Below are 18,213 nucleotides of genomic sequence, written 5' to 3'. Positions count from 1 at the left end.
TCCCTTACGCAAAAACGTCACGAGATTCAAAGGCTAGACGAAATAATTTCCCGGCATTGACCCACTTCATGTTCGCTGAAGACCTGCCGCAGGGATGGCCGGCGTTTTTCGGAGAAAGTCTGCTATCGCTTCTGCACGCATCGGCACCCCTAAAAAATATCCCTGCAGGCGGTCGCAGCCTTCTTTCTGAAGCCAGATCGCCTGCTCCGCGGTCTCCACTCCTTCGGCGGTAACATTCATGCCCAGGCCGTGAGCGAGCGCGATGATGGAGCGCACGATCGTCTGGCTTTTCTCGTCCCTTTCTAGGTCCCTGATGAAATATTGGTCGATTTTGATCGTGTCGAAAGGGAAATTCTTCAGGTAGCTCAGCGACGAATAGAAAGTGCCGAAATCATCCAGCGAAATCTGCACACCCAACACATTCAAGGTATTGAGTGTATCGAGATTGTTTATCGTACGCTCCAGAAGCACCGACTCGGTGATTTCGAGCTCAAGGCGGTCTGCGCGCATGCCGACCAAGTCGAGCGTCTGGGCCACGCGGTCCGTAAGCCCCTCGTGGAGGAATTCGGCGGGAGACAAATTGACGGCGATCGTGAAATGGGACGGCCAGTCCATGGCTGCCCGGCACGCCCGCTCCAGCAGCCATCGCCCGATGTCGCTCATCAGACCGTCAGCTTCCGCCATCGGAATGAAGACATTCGGAGGGATGATGCCGACCAGCGGGTGACGCCACCGCAAAAGCGCTTCGAAACCGACGACCGACGAGGAGGGCTTCACCAATGGCTGATATTCTAGGAAGAACTGCCCCTCCTGAAGGGCTGTACGCAGGCTTCGGCGCAACATTTCCCTTTGTTCCAGCACGATGAGCATCGAGCGGGTGAACGTACTCGACCGGCCGCGACCGTCCTTCTTGGCGGCATACAGCGCGATATCGGCAGCTTTCATCAGTTGCTCGACCTCGTTGCCGTCGGCCGGCGCGACGGCAATTCCGACGCTTGCTCCGACGAAGACGTTGATGCCCTCGACCGTGAACGGTTCCTTGAAAGCGTTGATCAGTGCGTCGGCCAGACGTTCTGCCTCCCTCGGCTGATCGGCCCTCCACTGAATGACCGCGAACTCGTCCCCGGCTAGACGGTACGCGAATTCCCGATCCCTCAGCACGCTCCTGATCCGGTCCGCCGCCATCTTGAGCACGGCGTCGCCTGCCCCGTGCCCCAATGTGTCGTTGATCGGCTTGAAGTCGTCCAAATCGATCTGCATGAGCGCCAATCGGGCGCCGTTGGGCACAGGCAATGCGCCCCGCAACTGATCGCTGAACTGCCGGCGGTTGGGCAATCCGGTGAGGACGTCATGGGTCGCCTGATGCAGGAGAAGAGCACGATCGCTCTCGCCCTGACTGAACGTTTCGCGGTAGGTGGAACTGCTTTCAGCTTCGACGACACCGATGCCGCCCGCACTTCGGAAAATGACGAGCGTGCGTCGGCTCCCCGTGGATGGGTGGGCGATCTCGACGGTTCGCGGCAATCCGCTTGCGACGACGAATTCGATGGCGGACTTCGGCCCGGGCGCCAGCAGTTCCGGATAGGTGTGCCAAAGGGACGTCTCGACGAGAGAGTCGACGGCATAGGTTTGTCTGTGCCGCGGCGTGCATTCGACGAGCTGAAAACTCTCGTCATAAAGCGAGACAAGTTCGTCGGAATGGGCGAAAAAGTCGGCCTCGATGGAAGATGAAGCAGGCAGTGTCGTATCGCCGTCCGGCATTCTCGCCTTTCCCTTCCGTTCCGTGTCGCCCGAGCAAGCCCCAGAGGCTACAATTCGTTATCTTCGATGCATGTCAATTGCCGTTTCCCAACCCTGCCATTGCCAGAAAAATTATCGCGGAACGTGTCGCGGTCAATGGCGCACGACTGCAGAGAGTTAATTTGCGTGATTCCGGCGGAAAGATGGCTAACGATTGAAGTCGGCTGAAGGCACGCGGCGGCGGCCGATCCATCTTGTCACGATGGATCGATTTCCGATCGCTACGGGCGTCAGGATCAACGAGTCGCGGCAGACAGTCCATAGGTCGCGTGCGAGAGGGCCCGCTCAATGCCGCGCAATTCCGCAAGCCCCTTCAGGCGACCAATCGCCGGATAGCCGGGCTGAGCCCCACGGGAAAGATCGTCGAGAATCTCCTGCCCGTGATCCGGCCGCATCGGAATCTGGTGGTCCACCCGTCCGGCTGCGCGCCGCCGCTGCTCTTCCTGGAGCAGTTCGGCAATGACGGCCACCATGTCCGTGTCGCCCTCCAGATGCTCGTCCTCGTAGAAGGAACAGGGTGTCCGTACCTCCTCGCGAAGGACGTTGCGCAGGTGGACGAAATGAATCCGGGACGCGAACTGGCGGGTCATGGCCGGCAGGTCGTTGGCGGCAAGGGCGCCGAGAGAGCCCGTGCAGAGGGTGACGCCATTGGCCGGGCTGTCGACCTCCCGCAGCATGAAGGCGTAATCTTCCGCGTTCGACAGAATGCGCGGCAGGCCGAGCAGCGCCCATGGCGGATCGTCGGGATGGGCACAGATGTTGATGCCCGTCCGTTCCGCCACCGGCGCCACCTCCGCGAGGAACTCCACCAGGTGACGCTGCAATTTTTCGCGACTGACGCCGTCATAGGTGCGCAGATGTTCTCGAAGCTGCGGCAGACTGTAGCCGTCGGCGGAGCCGGGAAGCCCCGCGCCGATATTGCGGGAGAGCGCGAGCCGCCGCTCCTCCGTCATTTCACGAAACCGCCGCTCGGCTGCCTCACGCGTCGCCGTGTCGTAGTCCTCGTGGGCGGCCGGCCGCTCAAGGAGATGGATGTCGAAGGCTGCAAAGTCGATCCGGTCGAAGCGCATCGCCTTGGCGCCGTGACGCGCGGTCCAGCGCAGATCGGTGCGGGTCCAGTCGAGCACCGGCATGAAATTGTAGCAAACCGTCCGGATACCGGCGGCTGAAAGTCGGCGCAGCGTTTCCTGCCAATTTGCGACGTGTTCGCGCCAGGGACCGGTCTGCGTCTTGATGCACTCGGAAACGGGGACGCTTTCCACCACCTCCCACTCCAGCCCGCCTGCGCGGACCTCCTCCTGCCGCTTGCCGATCTCGTCGACGGGCCAGACGTCGCCGGTCGGAATGTGATGCAGCGCGCTGACGATCCCGTGCGCGCCGGCCTGCGCTGCGTCTTGAACGCTCACCCGGTCCACCGGCCCGAACCAACGCCATGTATGTCGCATGTGAACTCCTCAGGAAAGAAATGTCAGCTGCACCTTGCATGCAGCGGATCGATCGCCGGCCTGCTCGAAGGCCCGAACCGCCTCGTCGACCGGAAACTGATGGGAAATGATCGGCCGCACGTCGATTCGGCGATCCGAGATGAGCGCGACCGCAAGGGCGAATTCCCCGTCGAACCGCTGCGATCCGACGAGCCGCAACTCCTTGCCGACCAGCGCATGGAGCGGCAGGGTGATTTCGCCCGTCACGCCGACCTGCACGATCGTGCCGCGCGGCCGAACTGCCGCGACCGCGCCGCGTAGTGCCGGCTCGGCGGCCGAGCATTCGAAGGCCACGTGGAACTTGCCCTTGTCGGCCTCGTAGGCGGCAAGCCCGGCCGGATCGCGATGGACATTGACGATGCGGGTCGCTCCCATGGCCTTGGCCCTGTCGAGTGCCGCATCGGCCAGATCCGTCACGACGATCTCATCGGCTCCCGCATGGCGCGCCGCCGCCACCACGAGCGCGCCGATCGGCCCCGCTCCGGTGACGAGTACCTTCTTTCCCCTGATTTCGCCCGCCTGGGCGGCCGCGTGAAGGCAGACCGCCAGCGGCTCGGCACAGGCTGCCTCGCCGGGGCTCACCTGCGAGCCTGCGGGATGACATTGGACGGCCGGAACCACCAGCCAATCGCGGAACATACCCTGTGTGTGGGGGAGACGCATTGCACTGCCCAGGAAGCGCATGTCAAGGCAGTGGACAGGGAGTCCTTCCCCGCAAAAGCGGCAGGTTCCGCAAGGCTGGCTCGGATTGACCGCCACCAGATCATCGATAGCAAGGCCGGAGACGCCGGCCCCGAGCACCGCGACGCGTCCCGAGGCCTCGTGGCCGGGTATGATCGGCTCACGAACCCGGACCGGGCCGAAACCCCCGTCCTGGTAATAGTGAAGATCCGAGCCGCAGATGCCGCCTGCGGCCATCTTCAACAGCACCTCGCCGTCCCCCGGTGCGGGAACGTCGGCGACTTCCAGCCGAAGATCGCGCGGGCCGTAAAGGCGGGCGAAGCGTGTGCGCGTGGGTGCGCCCGACATCAGCGGATCAGTCCCACGGACTGCGGCAGCCACAACACGACGGCCGGAACGAAGGTGATCAGAATGAGGGCGATAAACAGCGGCACGAGCCATGGCAGGATCGCCATCGTCGTCCGTTCGACCGAGAGCTTCGCCACCCGCGACAGCACGAAGAGCACCATGCCGAGCGGAGGGTGAAGCAGGCCGATCATCAGGTTGAGCGTCATGATCAGGCCGAAATGCACGGGATCGATTCCGAACTGGGCGGTCAATGGCAGAAGGATGGGCACCAATATGGTGATCGCCGCGATCGTATCGAGAAAACAGCCGACGAAGAGCATCAGAAGGTTCACCAGGATGAGGAAAACCCATTTGTTGTCGGTGATCGTCAGGATCGCGCCAGAGAGCATCTGCGCGGCCTGACTGACCGTCAGGAGCCATGCGAAGATCGAGGCCGCCGTGACGATGAAGAGCACCGATGCCGTCGTCTCGATCGTGTCGAAAGTCGCCCGGGCGAGCGTCGACATCGTCATCGTCCGGTAGCGCACAAGGCCCAGGAACAGCGACCAGATCACGGCGGCGACGGCCGCTTCCGTCGGCGTAAACCACCCCATGGTCATGCCGCCGATCAGAATGATGGGCGTCATCAGCGCCATGACGGCGGAAAAGTCGAAGTACCAGTCGAGAGCAAGCAGCACCACGAGCGCGATGCCGACCGCAAGGTTCATCGACAGTCCGGCCGCCATCAGAAGATAGATGAAAAGCGGAACGGCAAGGACGACGACGACCTCGAGCGAGGCCGCAAGCAGCCGCTTCATTTCGAAAGGCGTATCCGAGCCCCAGCCGCGCTTGTAGGCGAAGATCGCCACCGTCAGCATCATCAGCACCGTCATGACCACGCCCGGCACGACACCGGCCATGAACAGCGCGCCGATGGAGACGTTCGCCATCATGCCGTAGATGACGAAGGGCAGCGACGGCGGGAAGATGGGTCCAAGCGTCGCAGACGCGGCGGTGACGCCGACCGCCGCATCGACCGGATAGCCATGGTCCTTCATGGCCTTGATCTCGATCGTGCCGATGCCGGCGGCGTCCGCGAGCGCGGTGCCCGACATGCCGGAGAAGATCACCGAGCCGACGATGTTGACCTGTGCCAGCCCGCCCTTCATCCAGCCGACGAGGGCGACCGCGAAGGAATAGATGCGGCCGGTGACGCCGGCGGAGTTCATGAGATTGCCGGCGAGGATGAAAAAAGGCACCGCAAGCAGCGGAAAGCTTTCGACGCCGGCAATCATCCGCTGCGCCGCGATGATGTCGGGGGCGACATTGTAGGAGACCAGATAGAGCACCGACGCTGCGGCCATGGAGATGGCGACGGGGACGCCGACCAGCATGAGTACGAGAAAGGAACCGACGAGCAGGAGCATGGGGATCAGTCCTCGACCTTGTGGAATTCCTCGGGCTTTTCGAGAACCGAATAGCCGCGGCGCTGATTGGCCACGAAGACCTGGATGGAGCGGATCAGCATCAGCACGAAACCGGCCATCACGCTATAGAAGACGATGTTGCGCGGCAGGTCTACTGTGACCATGCGTTCGTGGGCGACGATAGCCACGTAGCGCCACATCAGCCAGCAGGCATAGGCGAAGAAGACGATGCGAACGAGATCCACGAAGATCGCCAGGGCTCGGGCGACGGGTAGCGGCAGATAATGATAGAGCACGTCGACCTGGATGTGGCGCGACAGGCGCACGCACATGACGGAGCCCAGAAACACGACGCCGATCAGGCAGTTCGTGGCGATTTCCTCCGTCCAAGCATAGGAATCGTTGAGCACGTAACGGGTGAAGAACTGCAGGAACACGCATCCGGCCATCAGCCAGAAGACGGCGAGCGTCACCCAATCCTCGAAGGCATAGTTGGAGAGATCCGCGGCCGGCGGGGCCTCGTCGAAGGCATGGGCGATTTCTTCTGGCGTCGTTTGCAAATGGACTTCCTGGGACATGGCATCATCCGGCTTCTGGAAAAACGAAACGCCGGCCCGCCATGGAAGGCGAGCCGGCGAGAGTGGTTCACTTGATGGCGCGGATAGCCTCCCAATCTTCCTTGTTGTAGCCGAAGTCTTCGAGCTTCACCTTTTCATTGACGGTCTTCTCGAAGTCGGCCCTGTCGACCTCGGTCACCTCGATGCCGCGCTCCTTGAAGGTGGCGACGAGCTCCTTCTCGCGCTCTTCGATGATCTTGGTGGCACGCACGGCCGCCTCCTGCATCACCTCGGTGAAGATCTGCTTGTCGGCATCGGAGAGCTGCGACCAGAGGTTCTTCGAAACGACCGTGTTCAGATGATCGACGATGTGGCCCGTCAGCACGATATGCTTCTGCACTTCGAAGAACTTTTTCGCCTCGATCGTCGTCAGCGGATTTTCCTGAGCTTCGACGGTGCCGTTCTGGAGCGCGAGATAGACCTCGGCAAAGGCGATCGGCGTGGTGTTGGCACCGCAGGCCCGCGGCATGGCGAGGTAGGCCGGAACATCCGGTACACGCATTTTCAGGCCCTGCATGTCGGCGCATTTGGCGATCGGCCTGTTCGATGTGGTGTGGCGCGTACCGTAATAGGTGACGGCCGTGATGTGGTTGCCCGAAGCCTCCTCATATCCTGCGGCCAGGCGCTTGAATACGTCGCTCTTGGTATAGGCGATCATATGGGCGGGGTCGCGGAAGATATAGGGAAAATAGGTGACGCCGATCGGCGCATGATCGCGGGCGGCGAAGCTCGAGCCCGAAATGATGATATCGACGGTGCCGAGCTTCAGGCCCTGATTGATATCCGCTTCCTTGCCGAGCTGCGACGCCGGGAACACGTCGATCTTGTAACGCCCTTCGGTGCGCTTGGCGATCTCTTCCGCCGCCCAGACGGACTCGGTATGGAACGGCTCCGACGTTTCGTAGACATGGGCCCATTTGAGCGCCGTCTGGGCATGAGCCGATAGGGCTGATGCCAGGATCGTCGCGGTGGCACCGAGTAGCGTCAACAGTCTGATCGTCATCTTTTTCCTCCTCCCAAAGTGAAGTCGTCGCTGTGTGGATTACCGCCCGACGCGCCTCCACGCGGCGGGTATCGTGCTGTCAGATGGCTCCTCTCCGAAGCTCGCGGACAGGCGAAGCTGAGATTGATCGAGATGCGCGCGCATGGCTGCGCGCGCGGCAGCGGGATCCCCGAGTGCGATCGCGTCGCGAATGACGCGATGCTCCTCCATCGCGGCCCTCCAGGTCTCGGTGTTTTCGAAATAGCTCGCGAGCTTTTCGAAATAGGGCGTCATGCGCATGTCGTGGATGCTGCCGACGAAACGGTTCAGCGTCTGATTGGCGATGATGCTCGAAACGATAACGTGAAACTCGCGATCGATCGCAAGCGCGAGGCGGCGATCCTCGAGTGCGGCGGCCATCCGGGCCAGATTGTCGTCGAGAACGGAGATATGCTCCGGGCGTGCCAGCCGGGCCGCTTCCTCGGCGATGGCGCATTCGACCACTGCCCTGGCCCGCAACAATTCGAAGGGACCTTCGAAATCCTCGGGCGGCGCATCGGCCGCAGGCGCCGGACGCGCCGTCACATAGATGCCCGAACCCATGCGGATGTCGATGAAGCCTTCCACCTCGAGGACTATCAATGCTTCTCGGATTGTGGGTCGCGACACGCCGAACATCTGCGCCAGCTCGCGCTCCGCCGGAAGCCGCGAACCGTGCGCCAGTTCGCCCCTTTCGATCAGGGCTCGCATCTGATCCGCCACCTGGCGATAGAGGCGACGCGATTCCACGGCAGAGAACATCATGATCCCCGTTGAGGCGACCTGCGGCCAAGTGGCCAAGTGGTCATACCAATTCCCCATACTTTACTCGTGCTTGCGGTCGAGTCAACGGTGACTGCTGCAGCGCCTCACGACAAGTTCCGCCCTCCACAAAAAATGCCCGGCACTGAATGGCCGGGCAGTAGGCAGGGAATTGGCTATCCCTGCAGGGAAGTGGGTATCGCGACGCATCGATCTGCCGGCCAAGACGGCCGGCGGAGCGTCGATTCGAGTGGCTATCGTGCAAGCGCCCCGGCCGGGACACCTCGGTCGGCCTCGCGCTTGATCTGCCGGATCGAGACATTCATCCAGACCATGGAGACGGCTACGATGACGAAGAGCAGCATGAAGCAGCTGGACCAAAGGCCGGTCACATCCTTGAGGAAGCCGAAGGCGATCGGCAGGACGAAGCCGCCGAGCCCGCCCATCATGCCGACGATGCCGCCGACGGCGCCCACATGGGAGGGATAATAGACGGGTATGTGCTTGTAGACCGCTGCCTTGCCGAGGCTCATGACGAAGCCGAGCACGAAGGTCACGACGACGAAGACGATCGGGGTAACCAGGATCGGCATCGCACCGCCGGCAGCACCTGCAGGTATCGACAGAATGGCCGTTGCGACGGCAGACACGGCGAACATGGCATACATGATCCTGCGGGCGCCGAGCTTGTCCGACAAAGCGCCGCCATAGGCGCGGAAGATACTGCCGGGAATGGAATAGGCGGCGGCGATCATGCCGGCGGTCTCGATGTCGAAACCGTAGACGCCGACGAGATAGCGCGGCAGCCAGAGCGCGAGCGCCACGAAGCCGCCGAAGGCAAAGAAGTAGTAGAGCGAGAAGCGCCAGACCTGAATGTTCTTGAGTGGCTCGAATTCACTCAGGAAGCTCTTCCTTGGTGCACCGACATCGCGGCGGGCGCGGAATTGCGGATCGTCTTCCGTCGAGAACCAGAAGACGACCGCCGTGACGAGAAGCGCGGCCGCCCAGACCTCCGCGACGGCCTGCCAGCCGAAGGCGACGAGAACGAATGGCGCCAGAAATTTCGTGACCGCGGCGCCGACGTTGCCGGCACCGAAAATCCCGAGAGCGGTGCCCTGTTTTTCCGGCGGAAAGAAAGGCGAAACATAGGCGACCCCCACGGCAAAAGAGCCTCCCGCCAGACCGACACCCAGCCCTGCGAGGAGCATCTGCGGATAGGTCGCAGCATAAGCGAGCAGGAAGGTGGCGAGTGCTGCCGCCAGCATGGTGAGCGTGTAGACGAGGCGGCCGCCATAGCGGCTGGTCCAGATGCCCAGGACGATGCGGACGAGCGAGCCCGTCAGGATCGGCATGCCGATCAGGAGCCCGAACTCGGCTTCGCTCAGGCCGAGTTCATCCTTTATGCGCACGCCGATGATCGAAAAAATGGTCCATATGGCGAAACAGACCGTAAATGCACCCGTTGAGACCCACAAAGCGCGTCCTGGTGCGCCCTTATAGGTCGACTGCGTCTGGTGAAGAGCGGACATGATATCTCCCTGCGCGATATCCTCGCGCGATACGCGTCGTTGATCATGGGGAACAGCCGCGAGCAGGCATCGCGCTCACCCAAACGGGCGCATCGATCCTCTCCAGCAACCTTGCTCATGGCGCGCGACATTGGACGCCACCGGTGGTTTGCTCGGGCTCAAAATAATGTATGCAAGCAGCGTGCCAAACCGAAAGCCCCGGAAAGCGGGAGAGAATTCAAAAGTTTATTCGGCGCGGCTTTCATGCACCTTGATGGCATGGTCAAATATTGGGCCGCCCGCCACGCCATGCCCAATTATCGTGCAGGCCGCATTTGCGCTTCGCAGATAGGCAAAGACCCGCCGTACGGAGCAAGTCCGGCGGCGGGTCCCTTGCAAGAAGTCCTACGACTGCGGGTTAAATCTGCACCTCGACACCCAGGACCGCGCAGCAGTCGCCCGACTTGATCAGCCCGGGGTTATGTCGGGCCACCAGAACGCCATCCATCTTGGCTCGAACCTCGATCGGTTCCACGCCCGTGCGTCCGATCGGATAGATTAGCGCGATCGCTGCGCCGCGGTCGACCGCTCCGCCAAGGTCGATGAGGAACTCGACGAGACCGCCATCCTCCGCGAAAGCGAAACAATCCTCGCTCGGCATATCCAGCCATTTGGTGGGTTCCGCCTCGATCTCGCCCTTGAGTATCCCGGCATGCCTCAGCACGTTCGCGACACCGCGCTTTGCGACTGAAGCGGTCCTGGCAGTCGCCGAACCGCCACCGCCGAGCTCCGTCGTGATGAAGATCTTGCCCATCTCCTCGGCCGCGGTGTCGTACATTCCGACCGCGTCGATCTCCAGCATCTTCATGGAATAGGGCGCTCCGAACGCCCGGACGAAGTCGAAAGCTTTCGCTTCCTGGGCCTTGTCGGGCAGAATGTGCGCCGCGCAGAACGGCAGGAAGTCGAGCGTCTTTCCGCCCGAATGAAAATCGAGCACGATGTCTGCGAGCGGCAGCAGGACACGCTGGAAGTAATCCGCGATTTTCTCGGTGACTGTTCCATCCGGCCTCCCCGGGAAACTGCGGTTCATGTTGCCCTTGTCGATCGGTGATGTCCGCGTCTGCGCCTGGAAGGCAGGATAATTCATCGCCGGAACGATGATCACTCTTCCCTCGACGTCGGAAGCATCCAGCTTTCGCGCGAGATCGAAGAGAGCGATCGGCCCCTCGTATTCGTCGCCGTGATTGCCGCCCGTGAGGAGGGCGGTCGGGCCCTCACCGTTCTTGACCACGGTAACCGGAATCATCACCGAACCCCAGGCGGAATCATCGCGGCTATAGGGAAGGCGCAGGAAGCCGTGCTGGACGCCATTGGCCTCGAAATCGACCGTCGCGCTGATCGGCGACGGCCGCAAGTGGTGCTCCCTCATCCTCTCAGTCCTTGACCATCAGCTTGCGCGGCACGGAGGCGAGGCACTCGACACCGCTCTCGGTGATGAGAATGCTCTCGGTGGTTTCGAAGCCCATGTCCTCGAGCCAGAGCCCCGTCATGAAGTGGAATGTCATCCCCGGCTTCAGTTCCGTCTTGTCGCCCGGACGCAGGCTCATCGTGCGCTCGCCCCAATCCGGCGGATAGGAAAGACCGATCGGGTAGCCCGTGCGGTTGTCCTTGACGATCCCGTATTTCTTCAGCACGGCGAAGAAGGCGTTCGCGATGTCCTCGCAGGTGTTGCCGGGTTTGGCGACGGCGAGGCCCGCCTCCATACCCTCGATTGTCGCCTTCTCGGCGTCGAGGAAGGCCTGGGTCGGCTTACCCAGGAACACCGTGCGCGACAGCGGCACGTGATAGCGGTTGTAGCAGCCGGCGATCTCGAAAAAGGTGCCCTCGCCCCGTTTCAACGGCCGGTCGTCCCAGGTGAGATGCGGCGCGGATGCCTCGACGCCGGAAGGAAGAAGCGGCACGATCGCCGGATAATCGCCGCCGATGCCGTCGACGCCGCGCGTGCCCGCATCGTAGATTTCCGCCACGAGGTCGCACTTGCGCATGCCCACTTCGATCTTGTCGAAGATGCGCTGATGCATCGCTTCGACGATCCGCGCCGCGTTGCGCATGTACTTGATCTCGGTCTCGCTCTTGACCGCGCGCTGCCAGTTCACCAGCGCCGTCGCGTCGCTGAAACGCGCATTGGGCAGGTGTTTCTGCAGCGAGGCGAAGGCGGCTGCCGAGAACCAGTAGTTGTCCATTTCGACACCGATGCTGAGCGAACCAAGGCCGCGATCGGCGAGAATGCCCGAGAGATAGTCCATCGGGTGGCGTTCGGTTGACTGCACGTAGTGGTCGGGATAGCCGACGATATTCTTGTGATCGAGATAGGCAGTCAGCTTCGCGCCATTCGCATCCTGGCCGCGGCCGAACCAGATCGGTTCGCCCGAAGGCGGCACGATGACCGCCTGATGCACGTAGAAGGACCAGCCGTCATAGCCGGTGAGCCAGGCCATGTTGGACGGATCGCTCACGATCAGGAGGTCGACGCCTTTCGCCTCCATCGCCTTTCGGGTCTTCGCAAGCCGCGCTTCATATTCCCCAAGGGAGAATTTGAGGTTGGGTTGGGTCATGTCTCTTCCCTCGTTCTTCCGGCCCCGTTCCGGGGAAGCCGGTCTCAACTTTCGAATGTCGTACCTGCGTCCGCCGCGTTGGCCCGCGCGAAGGCGAGCGTGGCGATGGCGGTGTCCTGGACGCCGGTGCCGGTCAGGTCGGCAATGGTGATCTCGTCGGCGCGCGTGCGTCCGGGTTTCAGCCCGGCGATCACCTGGCCGAGTTCGGGGAACTCGGCCTCCGCCGACATGAGATGAGCGGCAATCGCGTGATGCAGCTCTCCGAGCCGGCGCGTCTGTTTGAGGCTGTCGGCGACGTAAGTCGCACGGGCGATCGCGTGCGGATCGATCTCGTTCTTGTGTTCAGCGTCCGAACCCATGGCGGTGACGTGCTGCCCCGGCTCGAGCCATTCGGCTTTGAGGACCGGCGTCCCGGACGGCGTCGTGGTAACGATGATATCGGCGCCAGTGATGGCCGCTCTCGGATCGGTTTCGGCCTTGACCGCAAAGCCGAGCTTCCCGCCAAGCGCAATGGCTGCCGCTTCAGCCTTGGCCGCATCGCGGGCCCAGATCCGCGCTTCCCGGATCGGGCGCACGAGCGCGAGCGCCTCGAGCTGAAGCCTTGCCTGCATGCCGGCGCCGAAGACCGCGGCCACCGAGGAATCTTCCCGCGACAGACGTCTCGCCGCGACCGCCCCTGCCGCCGCCGTCCGCACGTCGGTCAGATAGCCGTTGTCGAGCAGCAGTGCCTGCACCAGCCCGGTTTTGCTGGACAGGAGCACCATCATGCCGTTGGTGCTCGGCAGGCCGATTTTCGGATTGTCGAAGAAGCCCGGGCTGATCTTGATCGCAAAGCCGTCCAGCCCCGGCACATAGGCCGTCTTGACGTCCACCTCGCCGCGATGCTCCGGAATATCGAGCCGCAGGATCGGCGGCATCGCCACCGCCTTGGTGGCGAGAGCGCGAAAGGCATCCTCGACGCAGGCAACCGCTTCGCGATCGAGCGGCACGATGCCGCGCAATTCCGCCTCGGTCAGAATCTTCATCCGTGTCATGCCGCCTCCTCGCGGAATGGGTCCGTTTCGCCGTTCATCACGCGCAGGTGCAGGTCCATGTCGACGTTGCGCCCCGAGATAATAACCGCGATGGGGCCGTCGATGTCCTTGATCTTGCCGGCGAGAAGCGCCGAAATGCCGACGGCGCCCGCCCCTTCGACGATCTCGCGCTCCTCGGCATAGGCGTGGCGCATGCCGGCGGCGATCTCGGCTTCCGTCAGGAGGATTATGTCGTCGAGGAGCTCCCGGCACATGCGGAATGTGACGCGATTGTCGAGGCCGATGCCGCCGCCGAGCGAGTCCGCAAGGCTCGGTTGTTCATCGACGAGCACGGGTCCGCCGGCGGCGAAGCTCGCCTTCATCGCCGCACCGCGCTCCATCGTCAGGCCTATGACACGCGTCGCCGGTCTGCGCGCCTTGACCGCTGCCGCCACTCCGGCTGCCAGTCCACCACCCGACACCGGTACAAGCACCATGGCAACGTCCGGCATCTGCGCCACGACCTCGAGTCCGAGCGTCCCCTGCCCGGCGACGATCGCCGGATGGTCGAAGGGCGGCACCATCACGAGACCATTTTCCGCAACGAGCCTTTCGACTTCTTCCTGCGCCTCGTCCTGGGAATTGCCGACAATCCGCACATTGGCGCCGAGGCGTCTGATTTCGGAGACCTTGTTCACGGGCACCAGGTGCGACATGCAGATCGTAGCGACCGAGCCTTCCGCCTTTGCCGCATGGGCAAGTGCCCGGCCATGATTGCCGGTCGAGGCCGCGATTACGCCGAGCGCCCGGTCGCCGGCAGAAAGCGAAAGCACTGCATTGGTCGCGCCGCGCAGCTTGAAGCTACCGGTCGTCTGGTGGTGCTCGAGCTTTAAGCCGACCGGCACGCCGCAGAGCTCGCTCAACGAGCCCGACATTGCCAGCGGCGTCGTAAGTACACGGCCGGAAATGCGCCGTGCCGCCACCTCGATGTCGTCGATCGTCACGGGGAGAGAAACGCTCACGGCCTTTCCTCCTCGAGTGGCAGCTCCATCAGCCGTCCGAGTTGGGGGCGTACTTCCCGATCGCCGCAAAGGCGCAGGCAAGTCCAGGCTGTGGCGTAATTGCTGCTGACGACCGGTTTGCCGATTGCCTGCTCGATTTCGGCGATGACGCCTGCCGCACGAACAGCAGTGCAGGAAATGAAAAGCGCGTCCGATGCCGGCGCTGCGGCTTCCTTCGCGAAGGCCACGATCTCCTTTGGGCTGATCCGCGCCATCTCGCGGTCGTCGGTGAGACCCAGGCAGGTAAACCCGTCGATTGCGAAGCCGCGCTCGGCGAAATAGTCGGCCATGGGCCGGCTGGTCTCGGTCGTGTAAGGGGTGAGCACCGAAATCCTGTTTGCGCTAAGTGCACGCAAGCCTTGGACCGAGGCAGCCGTCGGCGTCACCACGGCCGCCTCCGGCTTTGCGGCCTTGATCGCCGCAGCCACTTCGCTGTCGCCGATGACCACGGAGGCGGAGGTGCAGGAATACATGACGACATCCATGGTCTCGTCCGGCAGGATCAAGGCTGCCGCTTCGGTGAGCGACGGCTGCATCGCCCGCAGATTCTCCGGCGTCACCGGATTGGCATAGGGGATGCGCGTGACATAGACCCCGATCCGGTCCGACGCGACCATGCGCTGGAAATCGACTTCCGTCGTATGGTCCGTGGCGAGGATGACGAGGCCAATCCGCTTATCGAGCGGCCGATCGTCGAGACGCGGCCTGCGCGCCGCAAGCGAGAGGGCGACAGCGGTTCTCATCAGCGCTCCTCCACCCGGGAATAGCGCGCTTCAAGCCAGCGCAAGAAGAAGACCGAGATCAGGCTCATAATCAGGAAGAACACGCCGACCAGCGTCATCGGCTCGATATAGCGATAATTACTGTTGGCGATACTCTTCGCCTGGTTCATCAGTTCGAGCACCGTGATTGCCGAAAGCAGGGGTGTTTCCTTGAACATGGCGATCAGGTAATTGGCGAGTGCCGGTATCATCGGCGGGATCGCCTGAGGCAGGATCACGTGTATCCAGGTCTGGCGGGGCGTGAGGTTCGTCGCCTTGGCCGCTTCCCATTGGCCGCGCGGCACGTTCTCGATGCCGGCACGATAGACCTCGGCGGCATAGGTGCCGTAGTGGATGCCGAGGCCGATGACGCCGGCGACAAGCGCGGGCAGGCGGATTCCGATGTCCGGAAGCACATAGAAGATGAAGTAGAGCTGCACGAGCAGCGGCGTGCCGCGGATGAACTCGACGGCAAAGCTCGTGACACGCGCGATCGGAGTCGGTGCGGTCATCCGCAGGATGGCGAAGACAAGGCCGATCACCGCTGCGACGACCGAGCCGAGCGCCGTCGCGAGGATCGTGATCTTCAGCCCCTCGATGAGGGTCGGCATGATCTGGCGGACGAATTCCCAATCCCATTCCATGGTCAGACCCTCACACCGTCGAGGCCACGCGAAACGCGCCTCTCGAGCCACCGCATGCCGAGCGAGATCAGCCAGGCCATGACGAAGTAAAGCAGCAGGATGGTCGCGAAGGGAATCAGCGTGCTGCCGGTCTGGGCGCGGACCACCTGGGCCTGAAACGTCATGTCGCTGAGCGAGATCAGCGAAACGACCGCCGTTCCCTTCAGGAGCTCGATGGCGTTGTTGCCGAAGGTGGGCAGCATCAGGGGCAGCGCCTGGGGCAGGACGATGTGGCGCATCGCCTGGAAGCGCGTGAGGTTGAGCGCGATGCAGGCCTCGCGCTGCTCGCGGCCGATCGCCTTTACCGCGCCCCGCACGACCTCCGCTCCATAGGCGCCGACATTGAGGCCGAGCGCGAGGACGCCCGCCTGAAGCGGCGTCAACGTTATGCCGGCGAACGGCAATACGAAATAGACCCAGAAGAGCTGCACAAAGATAGAGGTGCCGCGGAAGAACTCGATATAGGTCGTGGCGACCGCGCGAACGGCCATGAACCGGCTGAGGCGCCCGAGGCCGGCAGCGAAGGCAACCACGACTGCGAGCGCCGAACCCATGAGGGTCAGCTGCACGGTCACCCAGGCGCCCTGCAGGATCAATCCGATATAGCCGGACCAGTCGATCATCGTTTCGTTGTTCCAGTCAGAGTTTAGACTTGGTTGCAGCCGCCCATACCGCCTTCCTCCGCGCGGTGCGAATGGAAGGCGGCGGGAAGCCCCATCCAGGGCTTATTTCGCGGCGCAGAGCTTTTCGCGGGTGGTCGACATCGCAGCCTTGGCCGAGAAACCATAGGGCTCGATGATCTTCGCGAATTCGCCCGACTCCTTCAGCTTGGCGAGCTCGACATCGAAGGCGTCGCGGAGCGCCTCGTCGCCCTTCCTGAAGGCGGCGCCGTCGCAATAGACCGGCGCACCCTCGACGGGGGCCAGCACCTCGACGTTCGGGTCGTTCGCCTTGGAGACGAGATCGTTGATGGAAAGGACCGGCAGCGAGTAGACGTCGATGCGGCCGTCCTGCAGCATCTTCAGGCCGCTCTGGCCATCCGGCACCACAATGACGCGGTCGCGCGGCACGCCGGCTTCGAGCGCCAGCTTCTCCTCGGTACCGCCGCCCGGTGCGCCGATCTTGGCGTCCGGATTATCGGCGATGTCCTTGTAGCTCTTGAGTCCGAGCGGGTTGCCTTTCTTCAGCGCGAAGGCCTCGGCGTCGCAGAGGATCGGCTGCGAATAGGCGACGGCGGCACATCGTTCCGGCTTCATGAAGAGACCGGCGGTGATCGCGTCGTGGCGCCCGGCCTGCAGGCCCGGGATCATCGCGCCGTATTCGGAAATGGAGGCGACGACGTCGGCAACGCCGAGCCGCTTGAAGATCTCGCGGGCGACATCCGGTGCTGCACCGGAGACTTTGCCGTCGGCTCCGACGGCGGTAAAGGGCGGCTCGTTGGCGATGGCGATGCGCGCGAAGCCCTGCTCTTTCAGCTCCTCGAGCTTGTTCTCGTCCGCGGCGGCTGGCGTGGCCGCAGCAACTGCCATCAATGCGGTGGCGCCTGCCGCCATTGCCAGAAAATCTCTCAGTTTCATCGTTCCCAACTCCTCTGTTCTCTCGATGTTTTCCTTGAGGCAATGTCGGCCGTGAGGCTTAGACGCGGTGCCCTGCCGCTATGATCTTGCGCAGGAAAGTCTGTGTGCGCTCCTGCTTGGGATGCCGGAAAATGTCCTCGGGTTTTCCTTCCTCCACGATCTTGCCGCGGTCGAAGAAAAGCACCCGGTCCGCGAAATCATGGGCAAAGCCCATCTCGTGGGTGACGAGCAGCATGGTCATGTCCGTCTCGGACGCGAGCTTGCGCATGACGTTCAGGACCTCCTCGACAAGCTCGGGATCGAGCGCGGAGGTGACCTCGTCGAAAAGCATGATCTTGGGTGAGAGCGCCAGCGCCCGGGCGATCGCAACGCGCTGCTTCTGCCCGCCGGAAAGCTGTGCCGGCATGCTCTTGGCCTTGTCGGCCAGGCCCACCATGTCGAGCAGCTCCATCGCGCGCTTTTCCGCCTGAGCGCGCGCCATGCCCTTGGTCAGCATCGGCGCCAGCGTGACGTTGTCGAGAACGCATTTATGAGGAAACAGGTTGAAATGCTGGAAGACCATGCCGATCTTCTCGCGCATTTTATGGAGATGCCGCTCGTCGGCAGGGACGAGGTTGCCCGCCTTCTTCATGTGATAGAGCTGCTCGCCGTCGACCTGGATGAAGCCGTCGCTGATGGTCTCGAGCGTCATCAGAATGCGAAGGATGGTCGTCTTACCCGAACCGGACGGCCCGATGAGAGCCAGCTTCTCGCCCGGCATCACCTCCATCGACAGGCCGTCGAGCACGGTCAGGGGACCGTATCGCTTGACGATGTTGTCGATGCGAATGATCGGCTGGGACATTCACGCCTCTCCCTTTGAGACTAAAGCGCATG

Annotated in this window: 17 protein-coding genes; all 17 read right to left on the bottom strand. The window is 62.8% G+C overall.

From position 1 onward, the window contains the following. Positions 1 to 66: 66 nt before the first annotated feature. Complete coding sequence (locus tag M1D43_RS19215) at positions 67 to 1,761, bottom strand: putative bifunctional diguanylate cyclase/phosphodiesterase (protein ID WP_010975308.1); 1,695 nt, start codon at positions 1,759 to 1,761, stop codon at positions 67 to 69. 275 nt (positions 1,762 to 2,036) lie between these two features. Next, positions 2,037 to 3,245: a mannonate dehydratase gene (gene uxuA, locus M1D43_RS19210; RefSeq protein ID WP_010975307.1), complete on the bottom strand. Its 1,209-nt coding sequence runs from the start codon at positions 3,243 to 3,245 to the stop codon at positions 2,037 to 2,039. A gap of 9 nt (positions 3,246 to 3,254) precedes the next feature. Then, entirely contained in the window at positions 3,255 to 4,313 is a 1,059-nt protein-coding gene (locus tag M1D43_RS19205) for an L-idonate 5-dehydrogenase (protein ID WP_010975306.1), read from the bottom strand. Next, a complete protein-coding gene (locus M1D43_RS19200; RefSeq protein WP_010975305.1) occupies positions 4,313 to 5,719 on the bottom strand; it encodes a TRAP transporter large permease in 1,407 nt (468 codons plus the stop codon). The genes M1D43_RS19205 and M1D43_RS19200 overlap by 1 nt, the downstream gene beginning before the upstream one ends. Before the next feature lie 5 nt (positions 5,720 to 5,724). Beyond that, on the bottom strand, positions 5,725 to 6,297 hold the full coding sequence (locus M1D43_RS19195; protein ID WP_003525902.1) for a TRAP transporter small permease: 573 nt from the start codon (positions 6,295 to 6,297) through the stop codon (positions 5,725 to 5,727). 67 nt (positions 6,298 to 6,364) lie between these two features. Beyond that, complete coding sequence (locus tag M1D43_RS19190) at positions 6,365 to 7,339, bottom strand: sialic acid TRAP transporter substrate-binding protein SiaP (protein ID WP_003525901.1); 975 nt, start codon at positions 7,337 to 7,339, stop codon at positions 6,365 to 6,367. A gap of 39 nt (positions 7,340 to 7,378) precedes the next feature. After that, on the bottom strand, positions 7,379 to 8,179 hold the full coding sequence (locus M1D43_RS19185; RefSeq protein ID WP_013849962.1) for a FadR/GntR family transcriptional regulator: 801 nt from the start codon (positions 8,177 to 8,179) through the stop codon (positions 7,379 to 7,381). Positions 8,180 to 8,373: 194 nt separating this feature from the next. Beyond that, positions 8,374 to 9,648 carry an MFS transporter gene (locus M1D43_RS19180; RefSeq protein ID WP_027988372.1) on the bottom strand — a complete coding sequence of 425 codons (1,275 nt, stop codon included), beginning with the start codon at positions 9,646 to 9,648 and terminating at the stop codon, positions 8,374 to 8,376. A 397-nt stretch (positions 9,649 to 10,045) separates the two neighbouring features. Further along, a complete protein-coding gene (gene doeB / locus M1D43_RS19175) occupies positions 10,046 to 11,056 on the bottom strand; it encodes a N(2)-acetyl-L-2,4-diaminobutanoate deacetylase DoeB (RefSeq protein ID WP_014530717.1) in 1,011 nt (336 codons plus the stop codon). Between the two features lie 4 nt (positions 11,057 to 11,060). Then, entirely contained in the window at positions 11,061 to 12,242 is a 1,182-nt protein-coding gene (gene doeA / locus M1D43_RS19170; protein ID WP_010975302.1) for an ectoine hydrolase DoeA, read from the bottom strand. 44 nt (positions 12,243 to 12,286) lie between these two features. Then, positions 12,287 to 13,276, bottom strand: a complete 990-nt coding sequence (eutC, locus tag M1D43_RS19165; RefSeq protein ID WP_014530719.1) for an ectoine utilization protein EutC — start codon at positions 13,274 to 13,276, stop codon at positions 12,287 to 12,289. Further along, on the bottom strand, positions 13,273 to 14,277 hold the full coding sequence (eutB, locus tag M1D43_RS19160) for a hydroxyectoine utilization dehydratase EutB (protein ID WP_088196533.1): 1,005 nt from the start codon (positions 14,275 to 14,277) through the stop codon (positions 13,273 to 13,275). The genes eutC and eutB overlap by 4 nt, the downstream gene beginning before the upstream one ends. After that, positions 14,274 to 15,059 carry an ectoine utilization protein EutA gene (gene eutA, locus M1D43_RS19155; protein WP_498814396.1) on the bottom strand — a complete coding sequence of 262 codons (786 nt, stop codon included), beginning with the start codon at positions 15,057 to 15,059 and terminating at the stop codon, positions 14,274 to 14,276. Before eutA ends, eutB begins: the two co-directional genes overlap by 4 nt. Continuing rightward, entirely contained in the window at positions 15,059 to 15,721 is a 663-nt protein-coding gene (gene ehuD, locus M1D43_RS19150; RefSeq protein ID WP_014530722.1) for an ectoine/hydroxyectoine ABC transporter permease subunit EhuD, read from the bottom strand. The genes eutA and ehuD overlap by 1 nt, the downstream gene beginning before the upstream one ends. 2 nt (positions 15,722 to 15,723) lie before the next feature. Further along, positions 15,724 to 16,383 carry an ectoine/hydroxyectoine ABC transporter permease subunit EhuC gene (gene ehuC, locus M1D43_RS19145; protein ID WP_498814394.1) on the bottom strand — a complete coding sequence of 220 codons (660 nt, stop codon included), beginning with the start codon at positions 16,381 to 16,383 and terminating at the stop codon, positions 15,724 to 15,726. A gap of 102 nt (positions 16,384 to 16,485) precedes the next feature. Further along, on the bottom strand, positions 16,486 to 17,337 hold the full coding sequence (ehuB, locus tag M1D43_RS19140) for an ectoine/hydroxyectoine ABC transporter substrate-binding protein EhuB (protein ID WP_014530723.1): 852 nt from the start codon (positions 17,335 to 17,337) through the stop codon (positions 16,486 to 16,488). A 58-nt stretch (positions 17,338 to 17,395) separates the two neighbouring features. Continuing rightward, the gene (ehuA, locus tag M1D43_RS19135) at positions 17,396 to 18,181 is read right to left on the bottom strand and encodes an ectoine/hydroxyectoine ABC transporter ATP-binding protein EhuA (RefSeq protein WP_013849969.1); all 786 of its coding nucleotides are present in this window, start codon (positions 18,179 to 18,181) and stop codon (positions 17,396 to 17,398) included. Positions 18,182 to 18,213 lie beyond the last annotated feature (32 nt).

The organism is Ensifer sp. R1-3, from assembly GCF_056739175.1.
The sequence above is the reverse complement of the archived record's forward strand: the minus strand, read 5'-3'. Positions and strand labels throughout refer to the sequence as shown.

Bases quoted from the DNA above. Each gene is read 5' to 3' on its own strand.
- M1D43_RS19215 (WP_010975308.1), bottom strand. From the start codon at position 1,761: ATGCCGGACGGCGATACGACACTGCCTGCTTCATCTTCCATCGAGGCC.
- uxuA (WP_010975307.1), bottom strand. From the start codon at position 3,245: ATGCGACATACATGGCGTTGGTTCGGGCCGGTGGACCGGGTGAGCGTT.
- M1D43_RS19205 (WP_010975306.1), bottom strand. From the start codon at position 4,313: ATGTCGGGCGCACCCACGCGCACACGCTTCGCCCGCCTTTACGGCCCG.
- M1D43_RS19200 (WP_010975305.1), bottom strand. From the start codon at position 5,719: ATGCTCCTGCTCGTCGGTTCCTTTCTCGTACTCATGCTGGTCGGCGTC.
- M1D43_RS19195 (WP_003525902.1), bottom strand. From the start codon at position 6,297: ATGTCCCAGGAAGTCCATTTGCAAACGACGCCAGAAGAAATCGCCCAT.
- M1D43_RS19190 (WP_003525901.1), bottom strand. From the start codon at position 7,339: ATGACGATCAGACTGTTGACGCTACTCGGTGCCACCGCGACGATCCTG.
- M1D43_RS19185 (WP_013849962.1), bottom strand. From the start codon at position 8,179: ATGGGGAATTGGTATGACCACTTGGCCACTTGGCCGCAGGTCGCCTCA.
- M1D43_RS19180 (WP_027988372.1), bottom strand. From the start codon at position 9,648: ATGTCCGCTCTTCACCAGACGCAGTCGACCTATAAGGGCGCACCAGGA.
- doeB (WP_014530717.1), bottom strand. From the start codon at position 11,056: ATGAGGGAGCACCACTTGCGGCCGTCGCCGATCAGCGCGACGGTCGAT.
- doeA (WP_010975302.1), bottom strand. From the start codon at position 12,242: ATGACCCAACCCAACCTCAAATTCTCCCTTGGGGAATATGAAGCGCGG.
- eutC (WP_014530719.1), bottom strand. From the start codon at position 13,276: ATGACACGGATGAAGATTCTGACCGAGGCGGAATTGCGCGGCATCGTG.
- eutA (WP_498814396.1), bottom strand. From the start codon at position 15,059: ATGAGAACCGCTGTCGCCCTCTCGCTTGCGGCGCGCAGGCCGCGTCTC.
- ehuD (WP_014530722.1), bottom strand. From the start codon at position 15,721: ATGGAATGGGATTGGGAATTCGTCCGCCAGATCATGCCGACCCTCATC.
- ehuC (WP_498814394.1), bottom strand. From the start codon at position 16,383: ATGATCGACTGGTCCGGCTATATCGGATTGATCCTGCAGGGCGCCTGG.
- ehuB (WP_014530723.1), bottom strand. From the start codon at position 17,337: ATGAAACTGAGAGATTTTCTGGCAATGGCGGCAGGCGCCACCGCATTG.
- ehuA (WP_013849969.1), bottom strand. From the start codon at position 18,181: ATGTCCCAGCCGATCATTCGCATCGACAACATCGTCAAGCGATACGGT.